The 22,078-nt window shown below is 63.6% G+C and carries 19 protein-coding genes; 16 read left to right on the top strand and 3 right to left on the bottom strand.

The features are described from left to right. The first annotated feature begins 25 nt into the window (after positions 1–25). From ACOZK4_RS15020 to apnL, 5 genes are read left to right on the top strand one after another with little or no spacing between them, the layout of a single operon-like run. Positions 26–664 (top strand): DUF2291 family protein, encoded by a 639-nt coding sequence (locus tag ACOZK4_RS15020; protein ID WP_421592577.1) that lies wholly within the window; start codon positions 26–28, stop codon positions 662–664. Position 665: 1 nt separating this feature from the next. Next, positions 666–2,210: a sugar ABC transporter ATP-binding protein gene (locus ACOZK4_RS15015; RefSeq protein ID WP_421592576.1), complete on the top strand. Its 1,545-nt coding sequence runs from the start codon at positions 666–668 to the stop codon at positions 2,208–2,210. Next, positions 2,210–3,277 carry an ABC transporter permease gene (locus ACOZK4_RS15010; RefSeq protein WP_421592575.1) on the top strand — a complete coding sequence of 356 codons (1,068 nt, stop codon included), beginning with the start codon at positions 2,210–2,212 and terminating at the stop codon, positions 3,275–3,277. Before ACOZK4_RS15015 ends, ACOZK4_RS15010 begins: the two co-directional genes overlap by 1 nt. Positions 3,278–3,279: 2 nt before the next feature. Next, positions 3,280–4,314 carry a Gfo/Idh/MocA family protein gene (locus ACOZK4_RS15005; RefSeq protein ID WP_421592574.1) on the top strand — a complete coding sequence of 345 codons (1,035 nt, stop codon included), beginning with the start codon at positions 3,280–3,282 and terminating at the stop codon, positions 4,312–4,314. After that, the gene (gene apnL / locus ACOZK4_RS15000; RefSeq protein WP_421592573.1) at positions 4,311–6,173 is read left to right on the top strand and encodes a D-apionate lactonase; all 1,863 of its coding nucleotides are present in this window, start codon (positions 4,311–4,313) and stop codon (positions 6,171–6,173) included. Before ACOZK4_RS15005 ends, apnL begins: the two co-directional genes overlap by 4 nt. A gap of 2 nt (positions 6,174–6,175) precedes the next feature. Here the strand turns inward: apnL and ACOZK4_RS14995 are convergent, their stop codons facing one another. Continuing rightward, positions 6,176–6,892 carry a transcriptional regulator NanR gene (locus ACOZK4_RS14995; RefSeq protein WP_313528731.1) on the bottom strand — a complete coding sequence of 239 codons (717 nt, stop codon included), beginning with the start codon at positions 6,890–6,892 and terminating at the stop codon, positions 6,176–6,178. Between the two features lie 150 nt (positions 6,893–7,042). Here ACOZK4_RS14995 and oiaX point away from each other — a divergent pair, with 150 nt between their 5' ends. The 3 genes from oiaX (at position 7,043) to ACOZK4_RS14980 (ending at position 11,503) form a co-directional block, all read left to right on the top strand. Next, on the top strand, positions 7,043–8,299 hold the full coding sequence (oiaX, locus tag ACOZK4_RS14990; protein WP_421592572.1) for a 3-oxo-isoapionate-4-phosphate decarboxylase OiaX: 1,257 nt from the start codon (positions 7,043–7,045) through the stop codon (positions 8,297–8,299). Positions 8,300–8,302: 3 nt separating this feature from the next. After that, positions 8,303–9,604 (top strand): four-carbon acid sugar kinase family protein, encoded by a 1,302-nt coding sequence (locus ACOZK4_RS14985; protein ID WP_421592571.1) that lies wholly within the window; start codon positions 8,303–8,305, stop codon positions 9,602–9,604. A gap of 108 nt (positions 9,605–9,712) precedes the next feature. Continuing rightward, complete coding sequence (locus ACOZK4_RS14980) at positions 9,713–11,503, top strand: diguanylate cyclase (RefSeq protein ID WP_421592570.1); 1,791 nt, start codon at positions 9,713–9,715, stop codon at positions 11,501–11,503. Between the two features lie 10 nt (positions 11,504–11,513). Here ACOZK4_RS14980 and ACOZK4_RS14975 read toward each other — a convergent pair whose 3' ends face one another. Beyond that, positions 11,514–13,097, bottom strand: coding sequence for a Na+/H+ antiporter (locus tag ACOZK4_RS14975; protein ID WP_421592569.1), 1,584 nt, complete (start codon positions 13,095–13,097; stop codon positions 11,514–11,516). A gap of 209 nt (positions 13,098–13,306) precedes the next feature. Between ACOZK4_RS14975 and ACOZK4_RS14970 the strand changes: the two genes are divergently transcribed. The 7 genes from ACOZK4_RS14970 to ACOZK4_RS14940 all read left to right on the top strand — a co-directional run bounded on the left by ACOZK4_RS14970 (position 13,307) and on the right by ACOZK4_RS14940 (position 20,031). After that, positions 13,307–14,308, top strand: coding sequence for a LacI family DNA-binding transcriptional regulator (locus ACOZK4_RS14970; RefSeq protein WP_421592568.1), 1,002 nt, complete (start codon positions 13,307–13,309; stop codon positions 14,306–14,308). 161 nt (positions 14,309–14,469) lie between these two features. Next, the gene (locus ACOZK4_RS14965; RefSeq protein WP_421592567.1) at positions 14,470–15,504 is read left to right on the top strand and encodes a sterol desaturase family protein; all 1,035 of its coding nucleotides are present in this window, start codon (positions 14,470–14,472) and stop codon (positions 15,502–15,504) included. Further along, positions 15,501–15,812 (top strand): MocE family 2Fe-2S type ferredoxin, encoded by a 312-nt coding sequence (locus tag ACOZK4_RS14960; RefSeq protein WP_421592566.1) that lies wholly within the window; start codon positions 15,501–15,503, stop codon positions 15,810–15,812. Before ACOZK4_RS14965 ends, ACOZK4_RS14960 begins: the two co-directional genes overlap by 4 nt. 76 nt (positions 15,813–15,888) lie before the next feature. Next, a complete protein-coding gene (locus tag ACOZK4_RS14955; RefSeq protein WP_421592565.1) occupies positions 15,889–16,833 on the top strand; it encodes a substrate-binding domain-containing protein in 945 nt (314 codons plus the stop codon). Positions 16,834–16,888: 55 nt separating this feature from the next. Continuing rightward, positions 16,889–18,094: an NAD(P)/FAD-dependent oxidoreductase gene (locus ACOZK4_RS14950; protein WP_421592564.1), complete on the top strand. Its 1,206-nt coding sequence runs from the start codon at positions 16,889–16,891 to the stop codon at positions 18,092–18,094. Beyond that, positions 18,094–18,936 carry a sugar phosphate isomerase/epimerase family protein gene (locus ACOZK4_RS14945; RefSeq protein ID WP_421592563.1) on the top strand — a complete coding sequence of 281 codons (843 nt, stop codon included), beginning with the start codon at positions 18,094–18,096 and terminating at the stop codon, positions 18,934–18,936. The genes ACOZK4_RS14950 and ACOZK4_RS14945 overlap by 1 nt, the downstream gene beginning before the upstream one ends. Positions 18,937–19,083: 147 nt before the next feature. Then, complete coding sequence (locus ACOZK4_RS14940) at positions 19,084–20,031, top strand: MYG1 family protein (protein ID WP_421592562.1); 948 nt, start codon at positions 19,084–19,086, stop codon at positions 20,029–20,031. Between the two features lie 84 nt (positions 20,032–20,115). Here ACOZK4_RS14940 and ACOZK4_RS14935 read toward each other — a convergent pair whose 3' ends face one another. Next, positions 20,116–20,640: a MarR family winged helix-turn-helix transcriptional regulator gene (locus ACOZK4_RS14935; RefSeq protein ID WP_313528707.1), complete on the bottom strand. Its 525-nt coding sequence runs from the start codon at positions 20,638–20,640 to the stop codon at positions 20,116–20,118. 720 nt (positions 20,641–21,360) lie between these two features. On the opposite strand from ACOZK4_RS14935, the gene ACOZK4_RS14930 reads away from it, so the two are divergent. Then, positions 21,361–22,047, top strand: a complete 687-nt coding sequence (locus ACOZK4_RS14930; RefSeq protein ID WP_421592561.1) for a DUF2848 domain-containing protein — start codon at positions 21,361–21,363, stop codon at positions 22,045–22,047. Positions 22,048–22,078 lie beyond the last annotated feature (31 nt).

Genomic DNA, 22,078 nt, shown 5'->3' with positions numbered 1-22,078 from the left:
TTTTCTATCTATTCGGAGATTGGGAATGCCAAGGTTTCAGGCTGCCTGTACACTCGTGCTCGCCGGCGCGCTTGCGCTTTCCGGCTGCAAATTCGTCAAGACCGAGGACGAACAGAAGCAGGCCGCGGCCGGCGCCTTCAATCCGGACAAGCTGGTTGCCGATATCTGGGATGCCAAGGTCGTGCCCTTCCTTCAGGAGCGTGCCGGCACCTTCCAGGAGGTCTCGGCGCTTGCGACAAGCAATCTCGATGCGGCCACTGAAAAATACGGCCACAAGGAAAAGCAGGGCAACGCGCCCTGGACCTTCGCCGCGAAGATCGACGGCGTGATCGTTGCAGAAGAGACGAAGTCCCGCGCCGGCTATGTCGACGTCGATGTGGACGGCGACCAGAAGGCCGATGTGCGCGTCGCCATCGGCCCGGCTGTCCGCGGCACGGCCATCCGCGACAGCCTGAAATTCGTGAATTTCAACGAATTCAAGAACCAGATCGAATGGGCGCAGTACGGCAAGTCGTTCAACACCCATGTGAACGGCTTGCTGCTTGAAAAGCTGCCACGTGAGGGACTGACGGGCAAGACGATCAAGGCGCTCGGCGCCTATCCGCTGCCGGCCAAGGGCCAGCTGCCGCTGTTCGTGCCCGTCACCATCACGGTCGGAGGCTGACATGAACGCCACCGACGACGGCGACGTCATTCTCGAACTGAAGGACATCACCAAGGCCTATTCCGGCATCGTGGCGCTGAAGAAGGCGGACCTCAAGCTCCGGCGCGGCGCGGTCAACGTGCTGGTCGGCGAGAACGGCGCCGGCAAGTCCACCATGATGCGCATTATCGCCGGCGTGGAGCGGCCGACGCTGGGCGAAATCTGGATGGACGGCGAACGCATCCATCTCAATAGCCCCGCCGACGCGGTGCGCCACGGCATCGGCATCGTCTTCCAGGAGTTGAACCTTTTCGGCAATCTCTCGGTCGCCGAAAACATCTTTGCGACGCGCGAGATCACGCGCGGCCTGCGCGGCATCGACCACAGGGCACAGGTGGAGAAGGCCAACGAATTCCTGAATCGCCTGGAAGCCGGCATTTCTGCCGATACGCTGGCCGAAGACCTGCCGATCGGCCAGCAGCAGCTCGTCGAGATCGCTCGCGCCGTCTCGCTCGACACACGCATTCTCATCATGGACGAGCCGACCTCGGCGCTGAGTGCGGCGGAAGTCGACGTGCTGTTCCGCGTCATCGCCGACCTCAAGGCGCGCGGTGTAGCGATCGTCTATATCTCGCACCGGCTGGAAGAGCTGATGCGTATCGGCGACTACATCACCGTGCTGAAGGACGGCCAGATCACCGGCCATGCCATGGTCAAGGACATCGACACGCGCTGGATCGTGCGCTCGATGATCGGTTCGGACGCCAAGGATTTCGCCAAGCAGGTCGAGCACGAACCGGGTGCGGAAGTTTTCCGCGCGGAAGAAATCTGCCTGCCGCGCGCGCAAGGCGGCTATGCCGTCGATCATGTCTCGATCGGCGTGCGCAAGGGTGAAATCCTCGGCATTTACGGCCTGATGGGTGCGGGGCGCTCCGAGCTCTTCGAATGCATCATGGGTCGCCACGAGCACTATACGGGAAAAATCTTCGTCGAGGGCGAGGAGCTGAACGGGCGTGACACGACCCGGCGCATCCGTGAGGGCCTGTCGCTGATCCCGGAGGACCGACAGCGCGAAGGCCTCGTGCAGTCCATGTCGATTGCCGACAACCTTTCCATGGCAAGCCTGAGCCAGTTCCTAAAGGCTGGCTTCCACATCGACCTGAAGCGCGAGAAGGAGGCGATTGCCAACGCGATCCGCAACCTCTCGATCAAGGCGAAGAACCCGGATCTCGACGTCACCTCCATGTCCGGCGGCAATCAGCAGAAGGTCGTGATCGGCAAGGCGTTGATGACCGGGCCGAAAGTGCTTTTGATGGACGAGCCGAGCCGCGGCATCGATGTCGGCGCCAAGGCGGATGTTTTCCGCACCATGCGGCGGCTGGCGGGCGAGGGGCTGGCCATCCTCTTCTCCACCTCCGACCTTGAAGAGGTCATGGCGCTCTCCGACCGCATCGCCGTCATGAGCAACGGCCGGCTGGTGATGGTGGTCGATCGGAAGGACGCCACCGAGGACATGGTGATTTCTGCCTCCGCAGAGGGACATAAAACCAAAAGGATGCATGCGTGATGACGACAGCAACGCAAACTGCCGCCACCGGCAACCACCTCTCCACCGGCTCGGCCCTGCTCACTCTGATGAAGCTTAGAACCTTCATCGCGCTCTTCGCGGTCATCATCTTCTTCTCGATCTTCGCGCCGAACTTTTTGTCGACCGCGAACATGATCCTGATGTCGAAACATGCGACGCAGAACGCCTTCCTCGCCATCGGCATGACCTTCGTCATCATCACCGGCGGCATCGATCTCTCTGTCGGTTCCATCGTTGGCTTGTGCGGCATGATTGCCGGCGGCCTCATCATGTATGGCATGGCGCTGCCGCTCGGTTACACCGTCTATTTCAATGTGGTCGAGGTGGCTGTTATCGTTGCCATCGTCGGCATTGTGATCGGCGCGATCAACGGCCTGCTGATCACCCGCCTCAACGTGGCGCCCTTCATCGCGACGCTCGGCACGCTCTATGTGGCGCGCGGCATGGCGCTGCTCTATTCCGATGGCCAGACGCTGCCCAATCTCACCGGCCGCGAAGACCTCGGCAACCAGGGTTTCGCCTATCTCGGTTCCGGCTCGATCCTCGGCCTTCCGGTCTCCGTGTGGATTCTCATCGTCGTGGCGCTGGGGGCTGCCTATTTTGCCCGCTTCGTGCCGCTTGGCCGGCATATCTTCGCCGTCGGCGGCAATGAACGCGCCTCGCGCATGTCGGGCATCCGCGTCAATCGCGTAAAAATGTTCGTCTACATGTTCTCCGGTTTCTGCGCCGCCATCGTCGGCCTCGTCATCTCCTCGGAACTGATGGCCTCGCACCCGGCGACCGGCACCAATCTCGAACTGAATGCCATTGCGGCGGCCGTTCTCGGTGGTACATCCATGTCGGGCGGGCGCGGCACGATCGGCGGCACGATCATCGGCGCCTTCGTGATCGGGATTCTCTCGGACGGACTTGTGATGATGGGTGTGAGTTCCTTCTGGCAGATGGTGATCAAGGGTCTCGTGATCATCGTCGCCGTGGTCGTCGACCAGGCGCAGCGCCGCCTCCAGCAGCGCGTCACCCTGATGCAGATGGCAAAGGCAGGCTGAGCATGACGAAGACCAAGGGTGCGCTGATCGGCTGCGGCTTCTTCGCCGTCAACCAGATGCATGGCTGGCAGGATCTCGATGACGTGCAGATCGTTGCGATCTGTGACCGTGACCCGGAGCGCCTGCGCATCGTCGGCGACCAGTTCGGCGTCGACAGGCGATACCAGTCGGCGGACGAAATGTTCGCCGATGGCGGCTTCGATTTCGTCGATGTCGCAACGACGGTCGGCAGCCACAGGGCACTGGTCGAGCTTGCCGCCAGCCACAAGGTACCGGCGATCTGCCAGAAGCCCTTCGCGCCGACGCTGGCCGATGCCAAGGCCATGGTCGCCGCTGTCGATGCCGCCGGCATCCCGCTGATGATCCATGAGAATTTCCGCTGGCAGACGCCGATCCTCGCCGTCAAGGCGGTGCTGGACAGCCGCGCGATCGGCGAACCCTTCTGGGGCCGCGTCTCCTTCCGCTCCGGCTTCGACGTCTTCTCCGGCCAGCCCTATCTCGCCAAGGGCAAGCGTTTTATCATCGAAGACCTCGGAATCCACTCGCTCGACATCGCCCGTTTCCTCTTCGGCGATGCCAGCCGCGTGACCGCCCGCACGCGCCGCATCAATCCTGATATCGCCGGCGAGGATGTCGCGACCATGTTGCTCGACCATGACAATGGCGTCACCTCGATCGTCGATGTCAGCTACGCGTCGAAGCTGCCGGAAGAACCCTTCCCGGAAACCTTCGTCGAGATCGACGGCACCAAGGGCACGCTGCGCCTCGGCAAGGATTACAAGCTGACGGTTCATGGCCCTGACGGCACGGTACAAAGCGTTGTCGCGCCGAACCTGTTGCCTTGGGCATCAAGGCCCTGGCACAACATTCAGGAGAGCGTCGCGCTCATCCAGAAGCACTGGGCCGAGAGGCTGTCGCAAGGCCTCGAGCCGGATACGTCCGGCCGCGACAACCTGAAGACCTTCGCCTTCGTCGAGGCCGCCTATCTCAGCGCCGAACGCGGCGAGACCATTGCGATTGCGGATCTACTCGCATGAGCGGCGATCTGCTCAGGCTTTACGGCACGAATGAGCGCGAGCCCGAAAGCCGCACGCTCGTCGCCGGCGACCTGAGCGTGACGCTTCAGGACGGCAGTCTGCGCACCCTGCGCTTTCGCGGACATGAGGTTTTGCGCGCGGTGGCCTTCCTTGTGCGTGACAAGGACTGGGGCACCTGCGGCGCCAAAATTGCCGACCTCCAAGTTCAGAACGAAAAGCAAGGCTTCTCCGTTTCCTACAAGGCCCGCTTCACCGCTCCATCCGGAGCCAATCTCGATTGCGCCATCACGATTTGGGGTACGGAAAAGACCGTCGCATTCTCCGCCGACTGCGTCAGTGATGCCGATTTCGAAACGGCGCGTGCGGGCTTCGTGGTGCTGCATCCTATCGTCGGTCTGGCGGGACGGTCCGTCACTGTCCGCCACGGTGATGGCCGCGTCGAGCATGCGCACTGGCCGGACCAGATCGAGCCGTGGCAGCCTTTCAAGGAGATTTCCGCGATCACCCATCAGGTGGCGCCCGATATCGCGGCCGTGACGGAATTAGTCGGCGACATCTTCGAGATGGAAGACCAGCGCAACTGGACGGATGGGTCCTACAAGACCTATGTGCGCCCGCTCGCGCTGCCGTGGCCTTACCGCGTTCCAGAGGGGGAGCCCTTCAGCCAGAAGGTCGTCGTCGAGATCGAGGCTGCGGACGATGCCGCCCCGGCAGTCGGCACATCGGGTGCCGTCACACTGCAACTGACGCCGACCAAGCACCGTTTTCCAGAGATCGGCCTAGGCCTGCGCCCGGAATGCCTGGAGCAGGAGCGAATCGCGCTCGGCGCCCTCAAAACCATTGGCGCGCGGCACCTGATCGCGCATTTCGACCCCGGTGCCGGCCATGGTCTGCCGGTCTTGAATGGCTATGCCGAACTCGCCGGACAATCCGGCCTCAAGGTGACGCTGGAAGTCGCGGTGCCCTGCAAACGTCCGCTGGACGAGGAGATGGCCGAGCTTGCCGCGCTCGTGCGGGAGGCCGTGCTGGCGCTCGACACGCTGTTCGTCTGCCCTGCGGTCGATCGCCAGTCGACACCGCCGGGCAGCATCTGGCCGGACTGCCCACCGCTGGAGGATGTCTATGCCGCAGCGCGGGCGGCCTTCCCGGGCGTGCGCCTTGGTGGCGGCATGATGAGCTATTTTACCGAGCTCAACCGCAAGCGCGTGCCGGGTGACCTCATCGACTATGTCAGCCATTGCACGAACCCCATCGTGCATGCGGCCGACGATCTCTCGGTCATGCAGACCTTCGAGGCCTTGCGTTTCGTCGTCAGCTCCACCCGCGCAATCTATGGCGAAAAGCCGTATCGCATCGGCCCTTCGACGATTGCCATGCGGCAGAACCCCTATGGCAGCGCGACGAAAGACAACCCCTCCGGCGGCCGCATTCCCATGGCCAATGTCGATGCCAGGCACAACGGCCAGTTCGGCGCAGCCTGGACGCTGGCCTATGCCGCAACCGTTGCGACGGCGGGGCTGGAGGTCCTGACGCTTTCGACGCTCGCTGGTCCGTTCGGGCTGATTGCCGGCGAAGGGGAGGTATCGGCGCGAGGCGAGCTGCGGCCGCTCGCGCATGTGCTTGCGCGCCTTGGGACTTTGAGCGGACAAGAGGTCCACGCCGTTGAGACGTCGCGCCCGGATGCGGTGCTCGGTCTCGCGTCGAAGGAGCGTCTGCTCATGGCCAACATCACGCCGGAGGTGCAGGCGGTGCTCCTGCCGTCGCCGCCGCGTGCGGTCATGCTGATCGGTGGAGAGACTTTGCCCGTGACCGGACAGGTATCCCTGCCGCCCTATGGCTGCGTTGAGATCGTGCTCTGACCCTACTTCTGCCCCTTTAGGGCATAAAGCGCGCGGGAGCGTTCGAGATGCTTGATCATTGCCTTCTCGGCAAGGTCGGCATTGCCGTTCTCTATGGTGCGGATGATTTCCTCATGCTCGGCGAGCGTGAAAGTCTCGCGGCCGGTCCAGATGAGCATTTCGGTATGATAGGATTTCAGCCAGCCCAGCATGGCCCCGCTGACGGCCGCGAAGATCGGATTGCCCGAAATTTGCGCGATATACTGATGGAATTCCATATCGGCATCGATGAAAGCGTCGGCATCGCCGAGGTTTGCCTTCTGCTTGTCGAGCAGGGCGCGCAGTTCGGCGATATGTTCGGGCGTCGCCTTGGTGGCGGCCTCGCGGATCATGCCGCGCTCGAAGAAGATGCGGGCGCTCTTGAGATGCTCAAGCGAGTCGGAGGAGCCGGACAGCATCATTTTGGCCGGCAGGTCCACCTGGCGGATGATGGATTCGGCGGTGATGCGCAGCACCTTGGCGCGCTCGCCCTGCGAAATCTCGACGAGACCCTTGCCGGCAAGCGCCTGCATGGCCTCGCGGATCGCCGGACGGCCGACGCCGTAGCGCTCCATCAGTTCGCGCTCGGAAGGCATGTCGTCGCCGGCTTTCAGTTCGCCGGTCTCGATCATGGCCTTCAGCCGCGCGAAGACTTCGTCGGAGAGTTTCTTGCGGACGATCGGTTCGGAAACGACGTTCATGAGTCACCTGGTTTCGACAGGTTTGAATATGCACCAAGTTCCTTCGCCGCAACAGCTTTCGCGGTAATCGGCTTGCAATAACATAAATACTCATTATACCAGTTGAAAAGCCTTAACAAGCGCTATGCCATGCCTGCGGGAGGAGAAAACGTGATCCGTCTGACCTATCGGATAGAGACGCCGGGTTCGGTGGAGAAAATGGCGTCGAAGATCGCCAGCGACCAGTCGACCGGGACCTTCGTGGCGCTGCCGGGCGAGACGGAAGAGTTGAAGGCGCGCGTTGCCGCCCGTGTCGTTGCCATCCGCCCGCTGCCGCCGACGGACCGCGCCTCCTTTCCCGATGAGGCGGGTGACGCCACAAGTTTCAACCGGGCGGATGTCGATATCGATTTTCCGCTGGATGCCGTGGGAACCGATCTTGCCGCACTGATGACCATAGCGGTCGGCGGTGTCTTTTCCATCAAGGGCATGACGGGCATTCGTATCGTCGACATGAAGCTGCCGCCGGAATTCGCCGCTGCCCATCTCGGGCCTCAATTCGGCGTCGCCGGCAGTTTTGCGCTCACGGGTGTCAAGGGCCGGCCGATCATCGGCACGATCGTCAAGCCGGCGCTCGGCCTGCGGCCGCATGAAACGGCCGAGATGGTCGGCGAACTCATCGAGGCCGGCGTCGATTTCATCAAGGATGACGAGAAGCTGATGAGCCCGGCCTATTCGCCGCTGAAGGACCGCGTCGCGGCGATCATGCCGAAAATCCTCGACCATGAGCAGAAGACCGGCAAGAAGGTCATGTATGCCTTCGGCATCAGCCATGCCGATCCGGACGAAATGATGCGCAACCACGATCTGGTGTTGCAGGCCGGCGGCAATTGCGCCGTCGTCAACATCAACTCGATCGGCTTCGGCGGCCTCGCCTTCCTGCGCAAGCGCTCCGGCCTCGTGCTGCATGCCCATCGTAACGGCTGGGATATCCTCACCCGCCATGCCGGCCTCGGCTTTGAATTCTCCGTCTGGCAGCAGTTCTGGCGCCTGCTCGGCGTCGATCAGTTCCAGATCAACGGCATCCGGGTGAAATATTGGGAGCCGGACGAGAGTTTCGTGCGCTCCTACAAGGCGGTGACGACGCCGCTGTTTTCGCAAAAGGATGTGGCGCTTCCGGTCATCGGCTCCGGCCAGTGGGGCGGGCAGGCACCCGATACGATCGCGGCGACGGGCGGCTCGACGGAACTGCTCTATCTCTGCGGCGGCGGCATCGTCAGCCATCCGGGCGGGCCGGGGGCAGGGGTGAAGGCGGTGAAGCAGGCCTGGGAGGCGGCCGCTTCAGGCGTGCCGCTCGCGACCTATGCGAAAGACCATCCCGAACTTGCACAATCCATCGAAAAATTTGCCGACGGCAAGGCGGCCTGAGACATGACGCGTCCTCTGATCAGCTACTATGGCGACGATTTCACCGGTTCGACCGATGTCATGGAGGCGCTGGCCTCGAACGGCGTCGAGACCGTGCTCTTCCTGAAACTGCCGGATGCGGACCTGCTGTCGCGCTTCTCCGGCGTTCGCGCCTATGGGCTGGCCGGCACCAGCCGCAGCGAAACGCCTGACTGGATGGATGTGCATCTCAGCGAAGCCTTTACCTGGCTGAAGATGCTGGACGCGGAACTCTGTCACTACAAGGTCTGCTCGACTTTCGATTCCGCGCCAGATGTCGGCAATATCGGCCGCGCCATCGAGATCGGCCGATCCGTCTTCGGCGAGGCAACGGTGCCGCTCATCGTCGGTGCGCCGCAGATCCGTCGCTACACGGCATTCGGTGAACTCTTCGCTGCCTATCAGGGCCGAAATTATCGCATCGACCGTCACCCCGTCATGGCGCGCCATCCTGTCACGCCGATGGACGAGGCGAATGTGCTGCTGCACCTCGCACGTCAGACGACGCTTTCGTCGGCACTGGTGGACAATGTCGCGCTGCTGGGCACGCCCGAGCCGGAGGCTGCCGATATCCTGCTGCTCGATGTGCTCGATGCGCCGACGCAGGCGGCGGCGGGTGGCTTGCTCTGGAACCGGCTGCGCGCGGAAAGCCGCTTCGTCTGCGGCTCCTCGGGCATCGAATACGCCCTGATCCCCGCCTGGCGAAAGGAAGGGCTGATCGGCGACAAGCCGACCTTTGCCGATGCCGGCCCGGTGGATCAGATCGCCGTCGTCTCCGGCAGCGTGTCCCCGACGACCGAGCGCCAGATCCGCCATGCGCTTGCCAATGGTTTTGCCGGCGTGACGCTCGATCCGGTCGCCCTGTCCAGCCCGGACAATGCCGCGACGATCGCGGCCGCCATCGAAGCGGGTCTCAAGGTCTTGGAAAGCGGAGAAAGCGTCCTGCTCTACACCGCACTCGGACCTTCGGCCGATCGGGGCGGTGAACTTGATTCCTCCCTCGGCGCGCGCCATCGCCTCGGTCGGGCGCTTGGCCGCATCCAGTCGGAACTCGTTGGGCGCGCCGGCCTCTCGCGCGCCGTCGTGGCGGGCGGGGACACATCCAGCCATGCGCTCGGCGAGATGGGCATTGCCGCCCTCACGCTGAAAATGCCGCTGCCGCAGACGCCGGGCTCGCCGCTCTGCATCGCCCATGGCGGTCCTGCGGATGGCTTGCAGATCGCGCTCAAGGGCGGTCAGGTGGGGGGCGACGACTATTTCAGCATGATCCGGGCGGGCGCGGCATGAGGCTGGGGTTCAGCTTCCCCTTGTCTTGTCTGCATCCGTGCTGCCCATAGCTGCAATCTGCAATGGTTTCTTAATCTTCGCTCAAGCCGCTGCTGGCAATGTGGTGGCATGAGGATAACCACAATCACCAACTGGGCCTATGGCATTACGGTCGTTCTGACTGCGCTGTCGGGTGCCGCCTTCATCCTGTCCTCGCGCAGCGCGCTTGAGGAGCGCGCGGCGGCCGAGCAACATCTCGTGCTCGACACGCTTGCGGAAGAGCTGGCCATCGGCGCCGAAATGACAAGCGACGAGGCGCGGCTTTATGTGATGCGCGGCGAGGCGCGTCACCTTGAGGCGTTTCAGGCCGATGAAAGCGAGGAGCACAAGCGGGAGGCGGCTGCGGCCAAGCTCGCCTCCCAGAGCCTGACGCCGGCGGAAGCGCAAGCACTGCTAGCCGTCGATGCGGATGCGGAGGAGCTGGACAAGGTCGAACGCGCAGCCATCGACGCCTATCGGCGCGGAGACAAGGCCGCGGCGCAGGGCATGTTGTTCGGGCCGGAGCATGAGCGGGTTCAGAAGGCGCTCCTCCAGACCGTCGCCCATTTTCGTGATCTGACGGCCGCGCGAACAACCGCTGAGCTGGACGCGGCACGCATACGCAGCAACACCTGGAGCCTCGTCGCCAAGATCATGCTGGCGGCGACGGGCGCCCTGTTCGTCGCCGTGCTCTACTTCGTTCTGCGGCGACGCGTCGCGATGCCGCTGAAACGCATGACGGGCATCGTCAGCCGCCTCGCCAAGCAGGATTACACCGTCGAAGTGCCGGTTGATCGGCGAAGTGACGAAATCGGCGAGATGAACGAGGCCATCGAGATATTCCGTGCCAATCTGATCGAGCGCGAACGCCTCGATACAGAACGGCGTGCCGACCAGCACACGAAGGATCTCATCCTGCAGATGATGCACCGCGTGCAGGCATGCCAGAACCAGGCGGAATTGACGGATGTCATCGTTCGTTTCGCCCCGCAGATCTTCCCTGGTCTTGCGGGTGGTCTCTATGTGCTAAGCGAAGCCAACACGTCCCTGCTGAGGGCTGGGGCATGGCTCGAACCGCAGCATTCGGCGGCGGTTTTCCCCGCTGCGGAGTGCTGGGGGCTCCGGCGCGGCCGCTCGCATCACAGCAGCGGAAACGGCTCCGACGTGCCGTGCCAGCACATCGATCCGCCCGGCGTAACGGCGCTCTGCGTCCCGCTGACGGCGCAGGGCGACATGATCGGCCTGCTTTATCTCGAAGAGCGGGAGGCTGACACGCTCGGCCCAAGCGGCCCGCGCCTGTATCTCGAACTGATCGCCGAAAATGTCGGCCTGGCGCTCGCCAATCTGCAATTGCGGGAAAAGCTCACGACACTCGCCGTCAGTGACCCGCTGACTGGCCTCTTCAATCGCCGCTTCCTGGACGAGACGCTGCAACGGCACGCCCGAGACCAGAGGCAGGACCCGCTCGCCTGCCTGATGATCGATATCGATCACTTCAAGCGTTTCAACGACCAATTCGGCCATGATGCGGGTGATCTCGTCATGCAGTTCGTCGGGCAGACGCTACGCGAGACCTGCGCACCTCTCGGCACTGCCTTCCGGTTCGGCGGGGAGGAATTCACGGTGCTCCTGCCCTTCCTCGAGGAGGAGGAAGCCGTAGCCCTGGCCGATACGCTGCGCGACAAGATCGGCAGCGTCACGCTCTCCCATGCTGGCCAGATTCTCGGCACGGTCTCCGTCTCCGTGGGCGTGGCGGCCGCTCCGACCGGTGGTTCCGTGGAGACATTGGTCACCCGCGCGGATGCCGCCTTGCTGGAAGCGAAGGCCAAGGGACGCAACCGGACGGTTTCGGCGAGCGCCCTGAAAAAGGGGCCCGCTTGAAACACCGCTCTCAGCCCTTTGCGGAGATCGCGCTCAGCTCTTCGAGGTCGAGGTCACGTTCCAGCTCGTGCAGCGTCTCGTCATCGATATCGCCGGCACGGTGGAGGCGGATGAGTTCGCGGCGGCCGCTTGCGACCACTTCGAGGACCAGGTCGAAATGGGCATGCAGCATCGGCGTGTAATGCTCGGTGCGTTCGGCATAGTCGACGATCGCCACGGCGCGGCGCTGGTATTTGTCGAGCAGCTGCGGATGGATGAGCTTGCCGTCGCCGTCATAGGCGCGTTCCTGCACAGTCGCGAACTGCGCCTGCGCCATGGTCATTTCGGCTTGGCTCATCGAGAGCCGGGGTTTTTCCGAAATGGATTCGCTTAGGCCGGCCCATTCGATGACCGTGCCGAGTGTCATGCCCTGGATGAGCACTGTGCCAAGAATGACCGCGAAGGACGTGACGAGGATGAAGTCGCGGCCCGGAAAGCCCTCGGGCACGCTGAGCGCCAGCGCCAGCGTCACCACGCCGCGAATGCCCGCCCATCCCAGCACGATGCCGCCGCGCGCACCGACGGGCGTATAGCGCTTGAGGCCGAGCGCGTTGCCCAGGACGATGGACAGGTCCGAGGCAAAGACCCAGGCGAAGCGCGCTAGCGTCAGGGCGACGAGGATGATGAGGATCGGCACGCCCCAGGTGGCGGTGACCACGTCGAAACCGCCGCCGCGCTCCACCACGCCGCGCAGCGACAGGCCGATCAGGATGAAGACCGCCGCCTCCATAAGGAAGACGAGGACGGTCCAGAAGGATGTGCCGCGCATGCGCGTCGCGGCCGAAAGCACCGTGTGCTGGTGCCAGCTGGCAATGAGCCCGGCCATGACGGTGGCGATGACGCCGGACACATGCAGGTACTCGCCGAGCAGATAGGCCGTCCAGGAGACGAGGGCGGTGGCGGCGATCATCAGGTATTCGTCGCCGAGACGGCGCACCACCACGACCCACACCATGCCGACGGCAATGCCGACCAGCGCGCCGCCGATGGCCAGCACGAAGAAGCTGCCGACGGCCTCGGACGCGCTGAAGGCGCCCGTGACGCCGGCGGCGATCGCGAAGCGGAAGAGCACGAGGCCGCTCGCGTCGTTGAGCAGGCTTTCGCCCTCAAGCAGGATCTGCAGGCGGCGCGGCAGTTTCACCCTTTGCAGGATGGCGCGGGCGGAGACGGCATCGGGCGGCGAGACGATGGCGCCGAGTGCCGCGCAGGCCGCCCAGGGCAGCGCGGGAAACAGCAGATGCGTGACAACGGCGACGACGGCGGCGGTGAAGAACACCGCGCCGACGGCGAGCGAGAAGATGCCGATCAGATGCCGGCGCAGCCGCCCGACGGCGATGGTCCAGGCGCCATCCAGCAAAAGCGGCGGCAGGAAGATGACGAGCACGAGTTCCGGATCGACCTCGATAGTCGGCAGTCCCGGCACGAAGGCCAGCATCGCGCCGCCGGCCAACAGCGCGACGGAGGGCGGCAGCCCGAGCCGATGGGCGGCATAATGCAGCGCGATGATCGCCACGAACATGCCGATCACGAGCTCGAACAGATGGGTCGGATCCATGGGCCTCTCCGTGGCGGTTTCGGGTCTATCGACCCGTGGGGCTCAAGGTCTTTGTATCAGCGCGTTTTGCGCAAACGCAATTACATCGGCGCTGCCGGCGGCGGGAACGCACGGAAATCGCGTGGCTGGGCGGATCTGCGCCGCGATTGCTTTCGGGGCTTGGCTCTGCGTAGGATTTGTCACAAGGCACTACCTTTCGAGGACCGGGATTGAGCAAGGCAGGCTACAAGGACATTGCGCGCGAGGCGGGCGTGGGCACTGCGACGGTGGAGCGGGTGTTGAACGGGCGCGGGGGCGTCAGGCCGGAGCTTGTCGAAAAGGTCGTCGTTGCCGCGCGCAGCCTGAACTATCCGCGCCTGCTGCCCGATACGCATCGCGGCCTGCTGCGGGTCGATGTCCTCATGGTGCGCCCGGAGACGACGTTCTACCGGCGCCTGTCCAAGGCGTTCGAGCATATCGCCCACAGCATCGATCCGCTCGTCGTCGTCCATCGCCGCTTCGTCGAGGAGATGAACCCGCAGGAGATCGCGAAGGTGATCGCGACGACGGATTATCCGCGCGCCGGGCTTATTCTTGCCGTTCCCAACAGTCCACTGGTCAAGGCGGCTGTCGAGGGTCTGGCCACCAAGGGCCTGCCCATCGTCCATGTTGTCACGCGCGCCTCCGAGCATCCGGTCGAATTCGTCGGGATCGACAATTATGCGGCCGGCCGCACGGCGGCGCATTTCATCAGCCGCATGGCGCGGACCGAAGGGCCGGTCGTCGCGCTCTGCCATCCGATCTATCAGGTGCATCGCGACCGGGTGCGCGGGTTTTCGGACTATTTTCGCGACCATCCCGGCCCGATCAATTTCGAATGGGTCGGCTTCACCCGCGATGAAGAGCATTTCAGCGCCGAGACGCTGGCGATGGCGTTGCGGATGTATCCCGACCTCGTCGGCCTCTACAATGTCGGCGGTGCAAATTCGGCCGTGATCGATGTCCTGCGTCGTAGCGGCCGCGGCAAGGACCTCCTGTTCATCGGTCACGAGCTGACTGATTACACTCGCGCGGCGCTCCGCGACGGCATCATGGATGTGGTGCTCGATCAGGCGCCGGAGGCGCAGGCGCAGCGTGCGCTGGATATCATCCTGTGCAAGGTCGGACTGACCGAGATCGAGCCGGACCGCAATCCCATTCGCTTCATCACCATCACGACCGAAAGCCTTTGATCTATTTTGATCAATGAAGTCTTCGGCCCTCATCGCTCTTCCTGATAATCCTCAAATCAGGAGGAGGGACGGGGCGCCGCAAGGTGCGACCGACGCAAGGCAAACCCTGCGCTCTCCATCACCGTGACGATTGTGCGGGCGAAAGCCCGAAGGAGAGCGCAATGGACGACCTCAAATACGGCACGCGCAACAAGCGCGGCGATTGGGCGCCGAACACGCCGGTGCAAACCGCGCCGCTGTTCGTCTTTCCGCCTAAGCTGATGGCGGTTCTCAAATGGCTGCCGCACTATTTCTTCCCGTGGAATGCCATTTTCGCGGCCTCGGCCGTCGCCTACTGGGCCTGGATCGTACCCTCGGTGGAGACGATGCAGACGCTGAGCGCCGGCTGGGCGCTCTGGCTCTACGCCGTGAATGCCGTCTGCGTCTTCCTGTTCTACGGCGCCTTCGAGCTTCATCTCTATGTGCTGAAGCGGCAGGAAAACCGCTTCAAATACAATGGAAAATTCCCCGCCGACCAGAAGAACAGCGTCTTCTGGTTCGACCGCCAGAACATCGACAACATGCTGCGCACGTTCCTGTCGGGCGTGACGATCTGGACGGCGATCGAGGTCGCCATGCTCTGGGCCTATGCCAATGGTTATGCGCCCTGGCTAGGCTTCGCGGAAAATCCCTGGACGCTGGCGCTGGTCGCGCTCGTCGTGCCCGTCATTCACGAATTCCACTTCTTCTGCATCCACCGGCTCATCCACGTGCCGTTCCTCTACAAGTGGGTGCATTCGGTCCACCACAATTCGGTGAACCCGTCGCCGTGGTCGTCGCTATCGATGCATCCGGTCGAGCATTTCCTCTATCTCGGCACGGCCTTCTATCACCTGATCCTGCCGTCCAACCCGATCCTGATGCTCTACCAGCTTCACTATGCCGGTTTCGGCGCCATCCCCGGCCATGTCGGCTTCGACAAGGTGGAGGTGGGTGAGGACAAGCTGGTCGATAGCCACGCCTATGCGCATTACCTGCACCACAAATATTTCGAGGTGAACTATGGCGATGCGCTGATCCCGCTCGATAAGTGGTTCGGCACCTGGCACGACGGCTCGGCCGATGGCGAGGCCCGCATGCAGGAGCGCTATCGCAAGCGCAAGGAAAAGCTCGCCGCCCGCAAGGCTCGCACCGAAGTTCAGGGAGCTGCAGAATGACCTGGGTATCGGCTTGCAAATTCGAGGACATCGAACAGGAAGGCGCCGTCCGCTTCGACCATGGTGGCCGCACCTATGCCATATACCGCGGGCCGGATGACGGGATCTATTGCACGGCAGGCCTGTGCACCCACGAGGCGATCCATCTCGCTGACGGGCTGGTGATGGATTTCGAGGTGGAATGTCCCAAACATTCCGGCGCCTTCGACTACCGCACCGGCGAGGCGCTGCGCCTTCCCGCCTGCGAGAACCTGAAAACCTACCCGGCCGAAGTGGTCGATGGAGAGGTACGCGTGGCCCTCGGCTAGGGCTGCGTTTCGAAGACCAGGCCCGTCGGGCCTCCGGTGTGCGATCGGGTGAGCCGGCACCCATTGGGAGGATACCATGAAATCCATGTGCCTGGCGGCCGTTCTGGCCGCCATGATGGGAAGTGCTGCCTTTGCGGAGACGATCGGCGTCTCGATGCAGAGCTTCGACAACAATTTCCAGACACTCTTGCGCGAAGGCATCAGCGCCCGGGCCTCGGAGGTGAACGGCGTCAGCGTTCAGGTCGAGGATGCGCAGACCGACATTTCCAAGCAGCTCAACCAAGTCAACAACTTCATCGCTGCCGGGGTCGATGCCATCGTCATGACGCTGACCGACACCTCTGCCGCAGCCGGCGTCAGTGACGCCGCCGCCAGGGCGGGCATTCCACTGGTCTTCCTCAATCTCGAGCCGGAAAACATCGCCAAGCTGCCGGAAAAGCAGGCCTATGTCGGCTCCAAGGAGACGGATGCCGGGCGGCTTGCCGGCGAGGCGGCCTGTTCTCTGCTGAAGGAAAAGGGCAAGGCCGCGGATGCGCAGGTCTATATCCTGATGGGCGATCTTGCCCACCAGGCCTCGCGCGACCGCACCTCCTCGTTCAAGGAGGCACTTTCGGCCGGTGAGTGCAAGGGCGTGACCATCGCCGACGAGCAATCGGCCGCCTGGACGCGCACCAATGCCATGGACATGACGACGAACTGGATCACGGCGGGCCAGCCGATCGATGTCGTCTTCGCCAACAATGACGAAATGGCAATCGGCGCCGTCCAGGCGTTGAAGGCCGCCGGTGTCTCGATGGACGATGTCGTGGTCATCGGCATCGATGCCACGCAGGACGGTCTGGCAGCCATGGCGGCGGGTGAACTGGACGCCACCGTGTTCCAGAATGCCAAGGGGCAGTCGGCCAGTGCCGTTGATGCTGCCGTTGCGCTTTTGCGCGGCGAGCAGGTCGAAAAGCAGGTTTGGGTGCCGTTCGAGCTGGTGACGCCCAAGAACATGGCGGAATACGCCAGCAAGAACTGAGGCTTACCGGCTGGCGCGTCCGCGCGCCGGCCTTCCCTTTCTCGGAGGAGACCCCATGAGCGGCATCGTTATTATTGGCGCCGGCGAAGCCGGCACGCGTGCGGCCTTTGCCCTGCGCGAAACGGGCTTTTCCGGGCCTGTCACGCTCGTCGGCACGGAGCCGCATCTGCCCTATGAGCGTCCACCGCTCTCGAAACCCTTGGACGGTGTCGCCCGCATGAAAACGATCTGCTCGGTCGAGACCCTTTCGGCCGCCGGCATCGATTACCTTCCCGGCATGTCGGCAACGCAGATTGACGCCGCCCGTCGCCATGTTCTCCTCGGCGACGGGCGCGCACTTTCCTATGATCGGCTGCTGCTGGCAACGGGCGCGCGGCCGCGCCGCCTGACTTGCCCCGGCGCCGAACGGGCGCTCGATTTTCGGACCTTTTCGGATGCCGATGCGATCTTTTCGCGCGTGGCGACCGGCGGAACCGTAGCGATCATCGGCGGCGGGCTGATCGGCATGGAGCTTGCCGCCGTGCTGCGTGGCAAGGGTGTCGGCGTGCATGTCATCGAGGCGGCGCTGAAGACGCTCGGGCGTGCCGTGCCGCCGCGTTTTGCGGCACGGTTGCAGGCGCGGCATGACGAGGAAGGCGTTCACTTTCATCTGGGGCAGGGCCTTGCCGAGATCAGGCCGGATTCTGTCGTGCTTACTGATGGCACCCTGATTCCGGCCGATGTCGTCGTCTCCGCCATCGGCGTGGTGCCGGATATGGAGATCGCTGACAGAGCGGGGCTCGCGGTCGGCAACGGCATCCTGACGGACGCATTCCTGCGCACCAGCGACCCGCATATCTACGCGGCCGGCGATTGCGCGGCCGTGGCACAGCCGGGCGGTGGCCATATGCGTTTCGAAAGCTGGCGCAATGCGCGCAGCCAGGCCGAAACCGCCGCCCGCAACATGGCGGGCGCAGCCGAAACCTTCGCCGCCATCCCCTGGTTTTGGTCGGATCAATACGATCTCGGCTTGCAGGTCGCCGGCCTGCCGCAGCCCGGACACCAGAGCATCCTGCGATCGCTCGAACAGGGCGAGCTGGAATTCTACCTCGACGACGGGCGCCTCGTCGCGGCCGCCGGTCTCGGTGCCGGCAACAGCCTCGCCAAGGAGATCAAGCTCGCGGAAATGCTGATCGCGGCGGGCGTCAGCCCCGACCCGGCGGCCCTTGCCGATCCCGGAGTGAACCTCAAGGCGCTCCTCAAAAGCGCACGGGCCGCCTGATGCAGAGGCTGCATATTTTCCAGTCGCTCTGGGCCATGGAACGCCGGCATACGGATGGCCACGAGCGAAGCCTCGCGGAAAACATCGCGATGATCGCGGAGGCCGGCTTCGACGGTATCGGCGCGCATTATACCAAGCGGGCGGATGTCGTTGCGCTCAACGACGCCATCCGGGGCACCGGCCTCAGGATCGAAGGCGTCTGCTTTCCGCGCTCCGTCGATGACCTGCGTCTGCCGCTGGAGTTGGCGGCGGAATTCCCGGTCAGCCACATCAATCTGCAACCCGATGTGCGGCTGCGCCGGGTCGAGGATTGCCTGCCGCTGCTCGATGGCTGGATGCGTCTTGCCGAGGAGGCCGGCATTCCCGTCTTCATCGAAACGCATCGCGACCGGATGACGACGGACCTCTTCTTCACGCTCGATCTTCTCGATCGCCGCCCGGACCTGCCGCTGCTGGCCGACCTCTCGCATTTCCTCGTCGGCCGCGAATTCGCCTTTCCGGTGGCGGAGGAAAACCACGCGCTGATCCGGCGCATTCTCGACAATGCCCAGGCCTTCCACGGCCGCGTCGCCTCGCGCGAGCAGGTGCAGATCGAAATTTCCTTTCCGCACCACCGCCCCTGGCTCGATCTGTTCCTCGGCTGGTGGGATTACGGTTTCCGCCAATGGCGCGCCCGGTCCGCCGAGGATGCGGCACTCGTCTTCACCTGCGAACTCGGCCCAAAACCCTATGCGATCACCGGCCGGGACGGCAACGATACGACGGACCGCTGGGCGGAAGCCCTGCTGCTTCGCGACATGGTGCGTGATCTCTGGGATGCGGGCGCCTGCCCGCAAGCCTGACGCGACGAGCCGTGGTTCGCCGAAGCGGGCGCGTTCCGAGCGTGCCGCAGTCGTGAAATCCTGCCGGCAGGTCATCGGCCCTTGAAACGCGGGCGCCCAATCGATATCCGAGCGTCTCAAGACAGAACTCGCGATAGGTTGACCAGCATGGAACCCGATTTCCTCGTAACGCATTCCGGCGGCTTCCATGCCGATGAGCTGCTGTCGAGCGTGATCCTGACGCGCCTTTTTCCGAAGGCCCGCATCGTGCGCAGCCGCGCGCCGGAATGGATCACGCCCGCCAGCGACAGGATCATCTATGACGTCGGCGGGGCCTTTGATCCGGCCGCCGGGATTTTCGATCACCATCAGCGCGGCGCGCCCTTGCGCGACGACGGCCAGCCATTCAGCTCCTTCGGGCTGGTCTGGCGTCAGTTCGGCCGGGATTATCTGAACGCCATCGGTATTCCCGCCAACGATATCGACGCCTTGCATGCAAGCTTCGACCTCGATTTCGTGCTGCCGGTGGACCTGATGGACAATGGTGCCCTGAGTCCTTCCGAGGCAGGTGCGCTGGCCAAGCTGACGCTGCCCGTCTTGCTCGAAACCCTGAAACCCGTCTTCGACGACAAGGAGCCGGGTGCCGACGACCGGGCGTTCCGCGAGGCGCTTGCGATCGCCCGCGGTTTCGTGGAAGCGTCGATAAGACAGGCGGCGGCGAAGCTCCGGGCCGAGTCGATCGTGCTTCGGGCGATCGCGTCGGCAGGCGACGGGCGGGTGCTGGAACTTCCCATGGGCATGCCGTTCCGCCCCGCGATCGTGAAGGCCGGTGCCGACCACCTGCTCTTCGTCGTCCATCCGAGGGATACTGACTGGTGCCTGACCGGCATCCGGCGCTCGAGTGACGGGTTCGAGCTGCGCGCCGATCTGCCGGCGGCCTGGGCGGGATTGACCGGCGACGCTTTAGCGGCGGTCTGTGGCGTGGCCGGTGCCACGTTCTGCCACAACGGTCGGTTCATCGCCGCGGCGACGACGCGGGAAGCAGCACTCGAAATGGCGCGGATCGCGGTCGCCCATGCGCTTGCACCGCAACGGACCGTCGCTGCCGCACCATAAACGGTCTCCGACGGGGAAGCTCTATCTCTTTGTTTTCACGCAATTCCGAACGCAAAACCGCTGCACACTTTTGCTGGAATTGCTCTAGGATCGCATCTTGCGCTGCTCGGCCTTGTACCGCAGCAGCGCGAGGCTTTCCTCGGTGCCGGACACGAGCTGGGCGGCGATGCCGGCGAAAGCACGGAAATGTTCGGGATCGAGCCCGGCAAAGATCGCATCATTGACGGGACGCTGGGTTTCGACGAGCTCGGCAAGCAGGGCGCGTGCCTTGTCCGTTACCTTGACGATGACGCGCCGGCCGTCTTCGGGATTGGCGAACTTGTCGACGAGCCCGGCCTTGACGAGCTTGGCCACTTCCAGCGTCACGAAGGCCCCGGACTGGTGAAGATGGTCGCTCACCTGGCTGATGCCGACATCGGCATCCTTGGACAGGTGCTCGATGGCGATCAGGATGGAGAAGGCAGGGCCGGAAAGGCCGATGACCTCGCCGAGCCGGTTGCGGATTTCCAGAAGCCGCGTGCTGAAGCCCAGCGCATCGTGGATCATCTGCCGGAAGGGCGCATCATCTCCATCCTCGAGCAGTTCTGTCCTGCTGATCGTCACGGGCATGTCTTCGTCCTTCAGCTTTGCAAGCTACCTAGCTGAGGCGAATATATAGAGCGGGCCGAAGATCCACTCAATGTCAATATGGGACCAATTGCGGGCCAATCGCGCTGCTGCACTCGATTGAAGCGCGACGCTGCCGCGTTCAATGACGACATGCGTGCCTGGCTTCAGTGAGAAGGTAGCGTCGTGCTGGGTTTGGGAGGCGGCATACGAGACATCGAGAAGGCAGACGCTGGGCATCAGACATTCCCATGACTTTCCGATGAAGCGCTCTGGTATCGTTTCCCTGTTGTTTAGCCGTCGCCCCGGCGCGTTGCAGATTTAGAAGATCGAGATGCGCTGGATCATCCGTTCGGCGGCATCGCGTCCCGGCTGGCCCTAGGTGGTGGTCTGCCGGATGTGAGACTGATCACCGACGTCGAGCATGGCGGCCACGGCGACCGGGCAAAGAACCTTACGATAGCTGGTCATCTCAATTCTTCTGGTCGGCCCGGACTGCGCCGGGTTCCGATTTGTTTTCGGCCACGCGGCATCGCCGCCCGAAGCGACGCTCCGGAACTGAAATCCGGCGCTGGTTTTCTTCGTCCTGCTCCCTGTTTTGATGATTGCGGAATTTCATCCAATGTGAGACATAAAACTACAGTGAAATATCACTGACATTTAAATTTCTGCCAAAGCGATCTTTAATAGCCATCGCGGCGGCCGAGCACGGAGCCGTACCGCATGCCCACACTCAATCTCACGCTGGAAAGCCGCGAGGGCCGCAAGCCGATCGCCTTCACCGTCGCAAACCTCGTCATCGCCGGCTGGGCCGGTCGCAACAAGGAGGCGATGGAGCATCATATTCGCGAACTGGAGGCACTCGGCGTCGCCCGCCCTGCCGTCACGCCCACCTACTACCGCGTGGCCGCCGCCCGCCTGTCGACCGCCGATCTCGTCGAGGATGCCGGTACGGCCGGCAGCGGCGAGGCCGAGGCGCTTTTGCTCGCCAAGGACGGCAAGCTCTATGTCGGCGTCGGTTCCGACCATACCGACCGCAAGGTCGAGACTTACGGCGTCACCGTCTCCAAGCAGGTCTGCGACAAGCCCGTCGCCGACACCGTCTGGCCCTTCGATGAGGTCGCCGGCCATTGGGACGACCTCATTCTGCGCAGCTATGCCGTCATCGATGGTGCGCGTGTGCTCTATCAGGAAGGGCCGATCTCCGGCCTGCTCGCGCCGCAGGACCTGATCGGCGGCTGGTCCGCGGATGGTAAACTGCCCGATGGCACAGCCATGTTCGGCGGCACGATGCCGGTCATCGGCGGCGTGCGCCCGGCAAGCCGCTTCGAGGGCGAGCTGGACGATCCGGTTCTGGGCCGCAAGATCGCCTTCGGTTATGACGTGAAGACGTTGCCGATTGCGGGTTGATCTGCTCAAAGAGGAGGCAATCCGCGTGCTG

The sequence above is a fragment of the Shinella sp. M27 genome, assembly GCF_049199905.1.
In the GTDB taxonomy this organism is placed as follows: Bacteria; Pseudomonadota; Alphaproteobacteria; order Rhizobiales; family Rhizobiaceae; genus Shinella.
This window is presented reverse-complemented; position numbering and strand designations above follow the sequence as displayed.

Bases quoted from the DNA above. Each gene is read 5' to 3' on its own strand.
- ACOZK4_RS15020 (WP_421592577.1), top strand. From the start codon at position 26: ATGCCAAGGTTTCAGGCTGCCTGTACACTCGTGCTCGCCGGCGCGCTT.
- ACOZK4_RS15015 (WP_421592576.1), top strand. From the start codon at position 666: ATGAACGCCACCGACGACGGCGACGTCATTCTCGAACTGAAGGACATC.
- ACOZK4_RS15010 (WP_421592575.1), top strand. From the start codon at position 2,210: ATGACGACAGCAACGCAAACTGCCGCCACCGGCAACCACCTCTCCACC.
- ACOZK4_RS15005 (WP_421592574.1), top strand. From the start codon at position 3,280: ATGACGAAGACCAAGGGTGCGCTGATCGGCTGCGGCTTCTTCGCCGTC.
- apnL (WP_421592573.1), top strand. From the start codon at position 4,311: ATGAGCGGCGATCTGCTCAGGCTTTACGGCACGAATGAGCGCGAGCCC.
- ACOZK4_RS14995 (WP_313528731.1), bottom strand. From the start codon at position 6,892: ATGAACGTCGTTTCCGAACCGATCGTCCGCAAGAAACTCTCCGACGAA.
- ACOZK4_RS14985 (WP_421592571.1), top strand. From the start codon at position 8,303: ATGACGCGTCCTCTGATCAGCTACTATGGCGACGATTTCACCGGTTCG.
- ACOZK4_RS14980 (WP_421592570.1), top strand. From the start codon at position 9,713: ATGAGGATAACCACAATCACCAACTGGGCCTATGGCATTACGGTCGTT.
- ACOZK4_RS14975 (WP_421592569.1), bottom strand. From the start codon at position 13,097: ATGGATCCGACCCATCTGTTCGAGCTCGTGATCGGCATGTTCGTGGCG.
- ACOZK4_RS14965 (WP_421592567.1), top strand. From the start codon at position 14,470: ATGGACGACCTCAAATACGGCACGCGCAACAAGCGCGGCGATTGGGCG.
- ACOZK4_RS14960 (WP_421592566.1), top strand. From the start codon at position 15,501: ATGACCTGGGTATCGGCTTGCAAATTCGAGGACATCGAACAGGAAGGC.
- ACOZK4_RS14955 (WP_421592565.1), top strand. From the start codon at position 15,889: ATGAAATCCATGTGCCTGGCGGCCGTTCTGGCCGCCATGATGGGAAGT.
- ACOZK4_RS14950 (WP_421592564.1), top strand. From the start codon at position 16,889: ATGAGCGGCATCGTTATTATTGGCGCCGGCGAAGCCGGCACGCGTGCG.
- ACOZK4_RS14945 (WP_421592563.1), top strand. From the start codon at position 18,094: ATGCAGAGGCTGCATATTTTCCAGTCGCTCTGGGCCATGGAACGCCGG.
- ACOZK4_RS14940 (WP_421592562.1), top strand. From the start codon at position 19,084: ATGGAACCCGATTTCCTCGTAACGCATTCCGGCGGCTTCCATGCCGAT.
- ACOZK4_RS14935 (WP_313528707.1), bottom strand. From the start codon at position 20,640: ATGCCCGTGACGATCAGCAGGACAGAACTGCTCGAGGATGGAGATGAT.
- ACOZK4_RS14930 (WP_421592561.1), top strand. From the start codon at position 21,361: ATGCCCACACTCAATCTCACGCTGGAAAGCCGCGAGGGCCGCAAGCCG.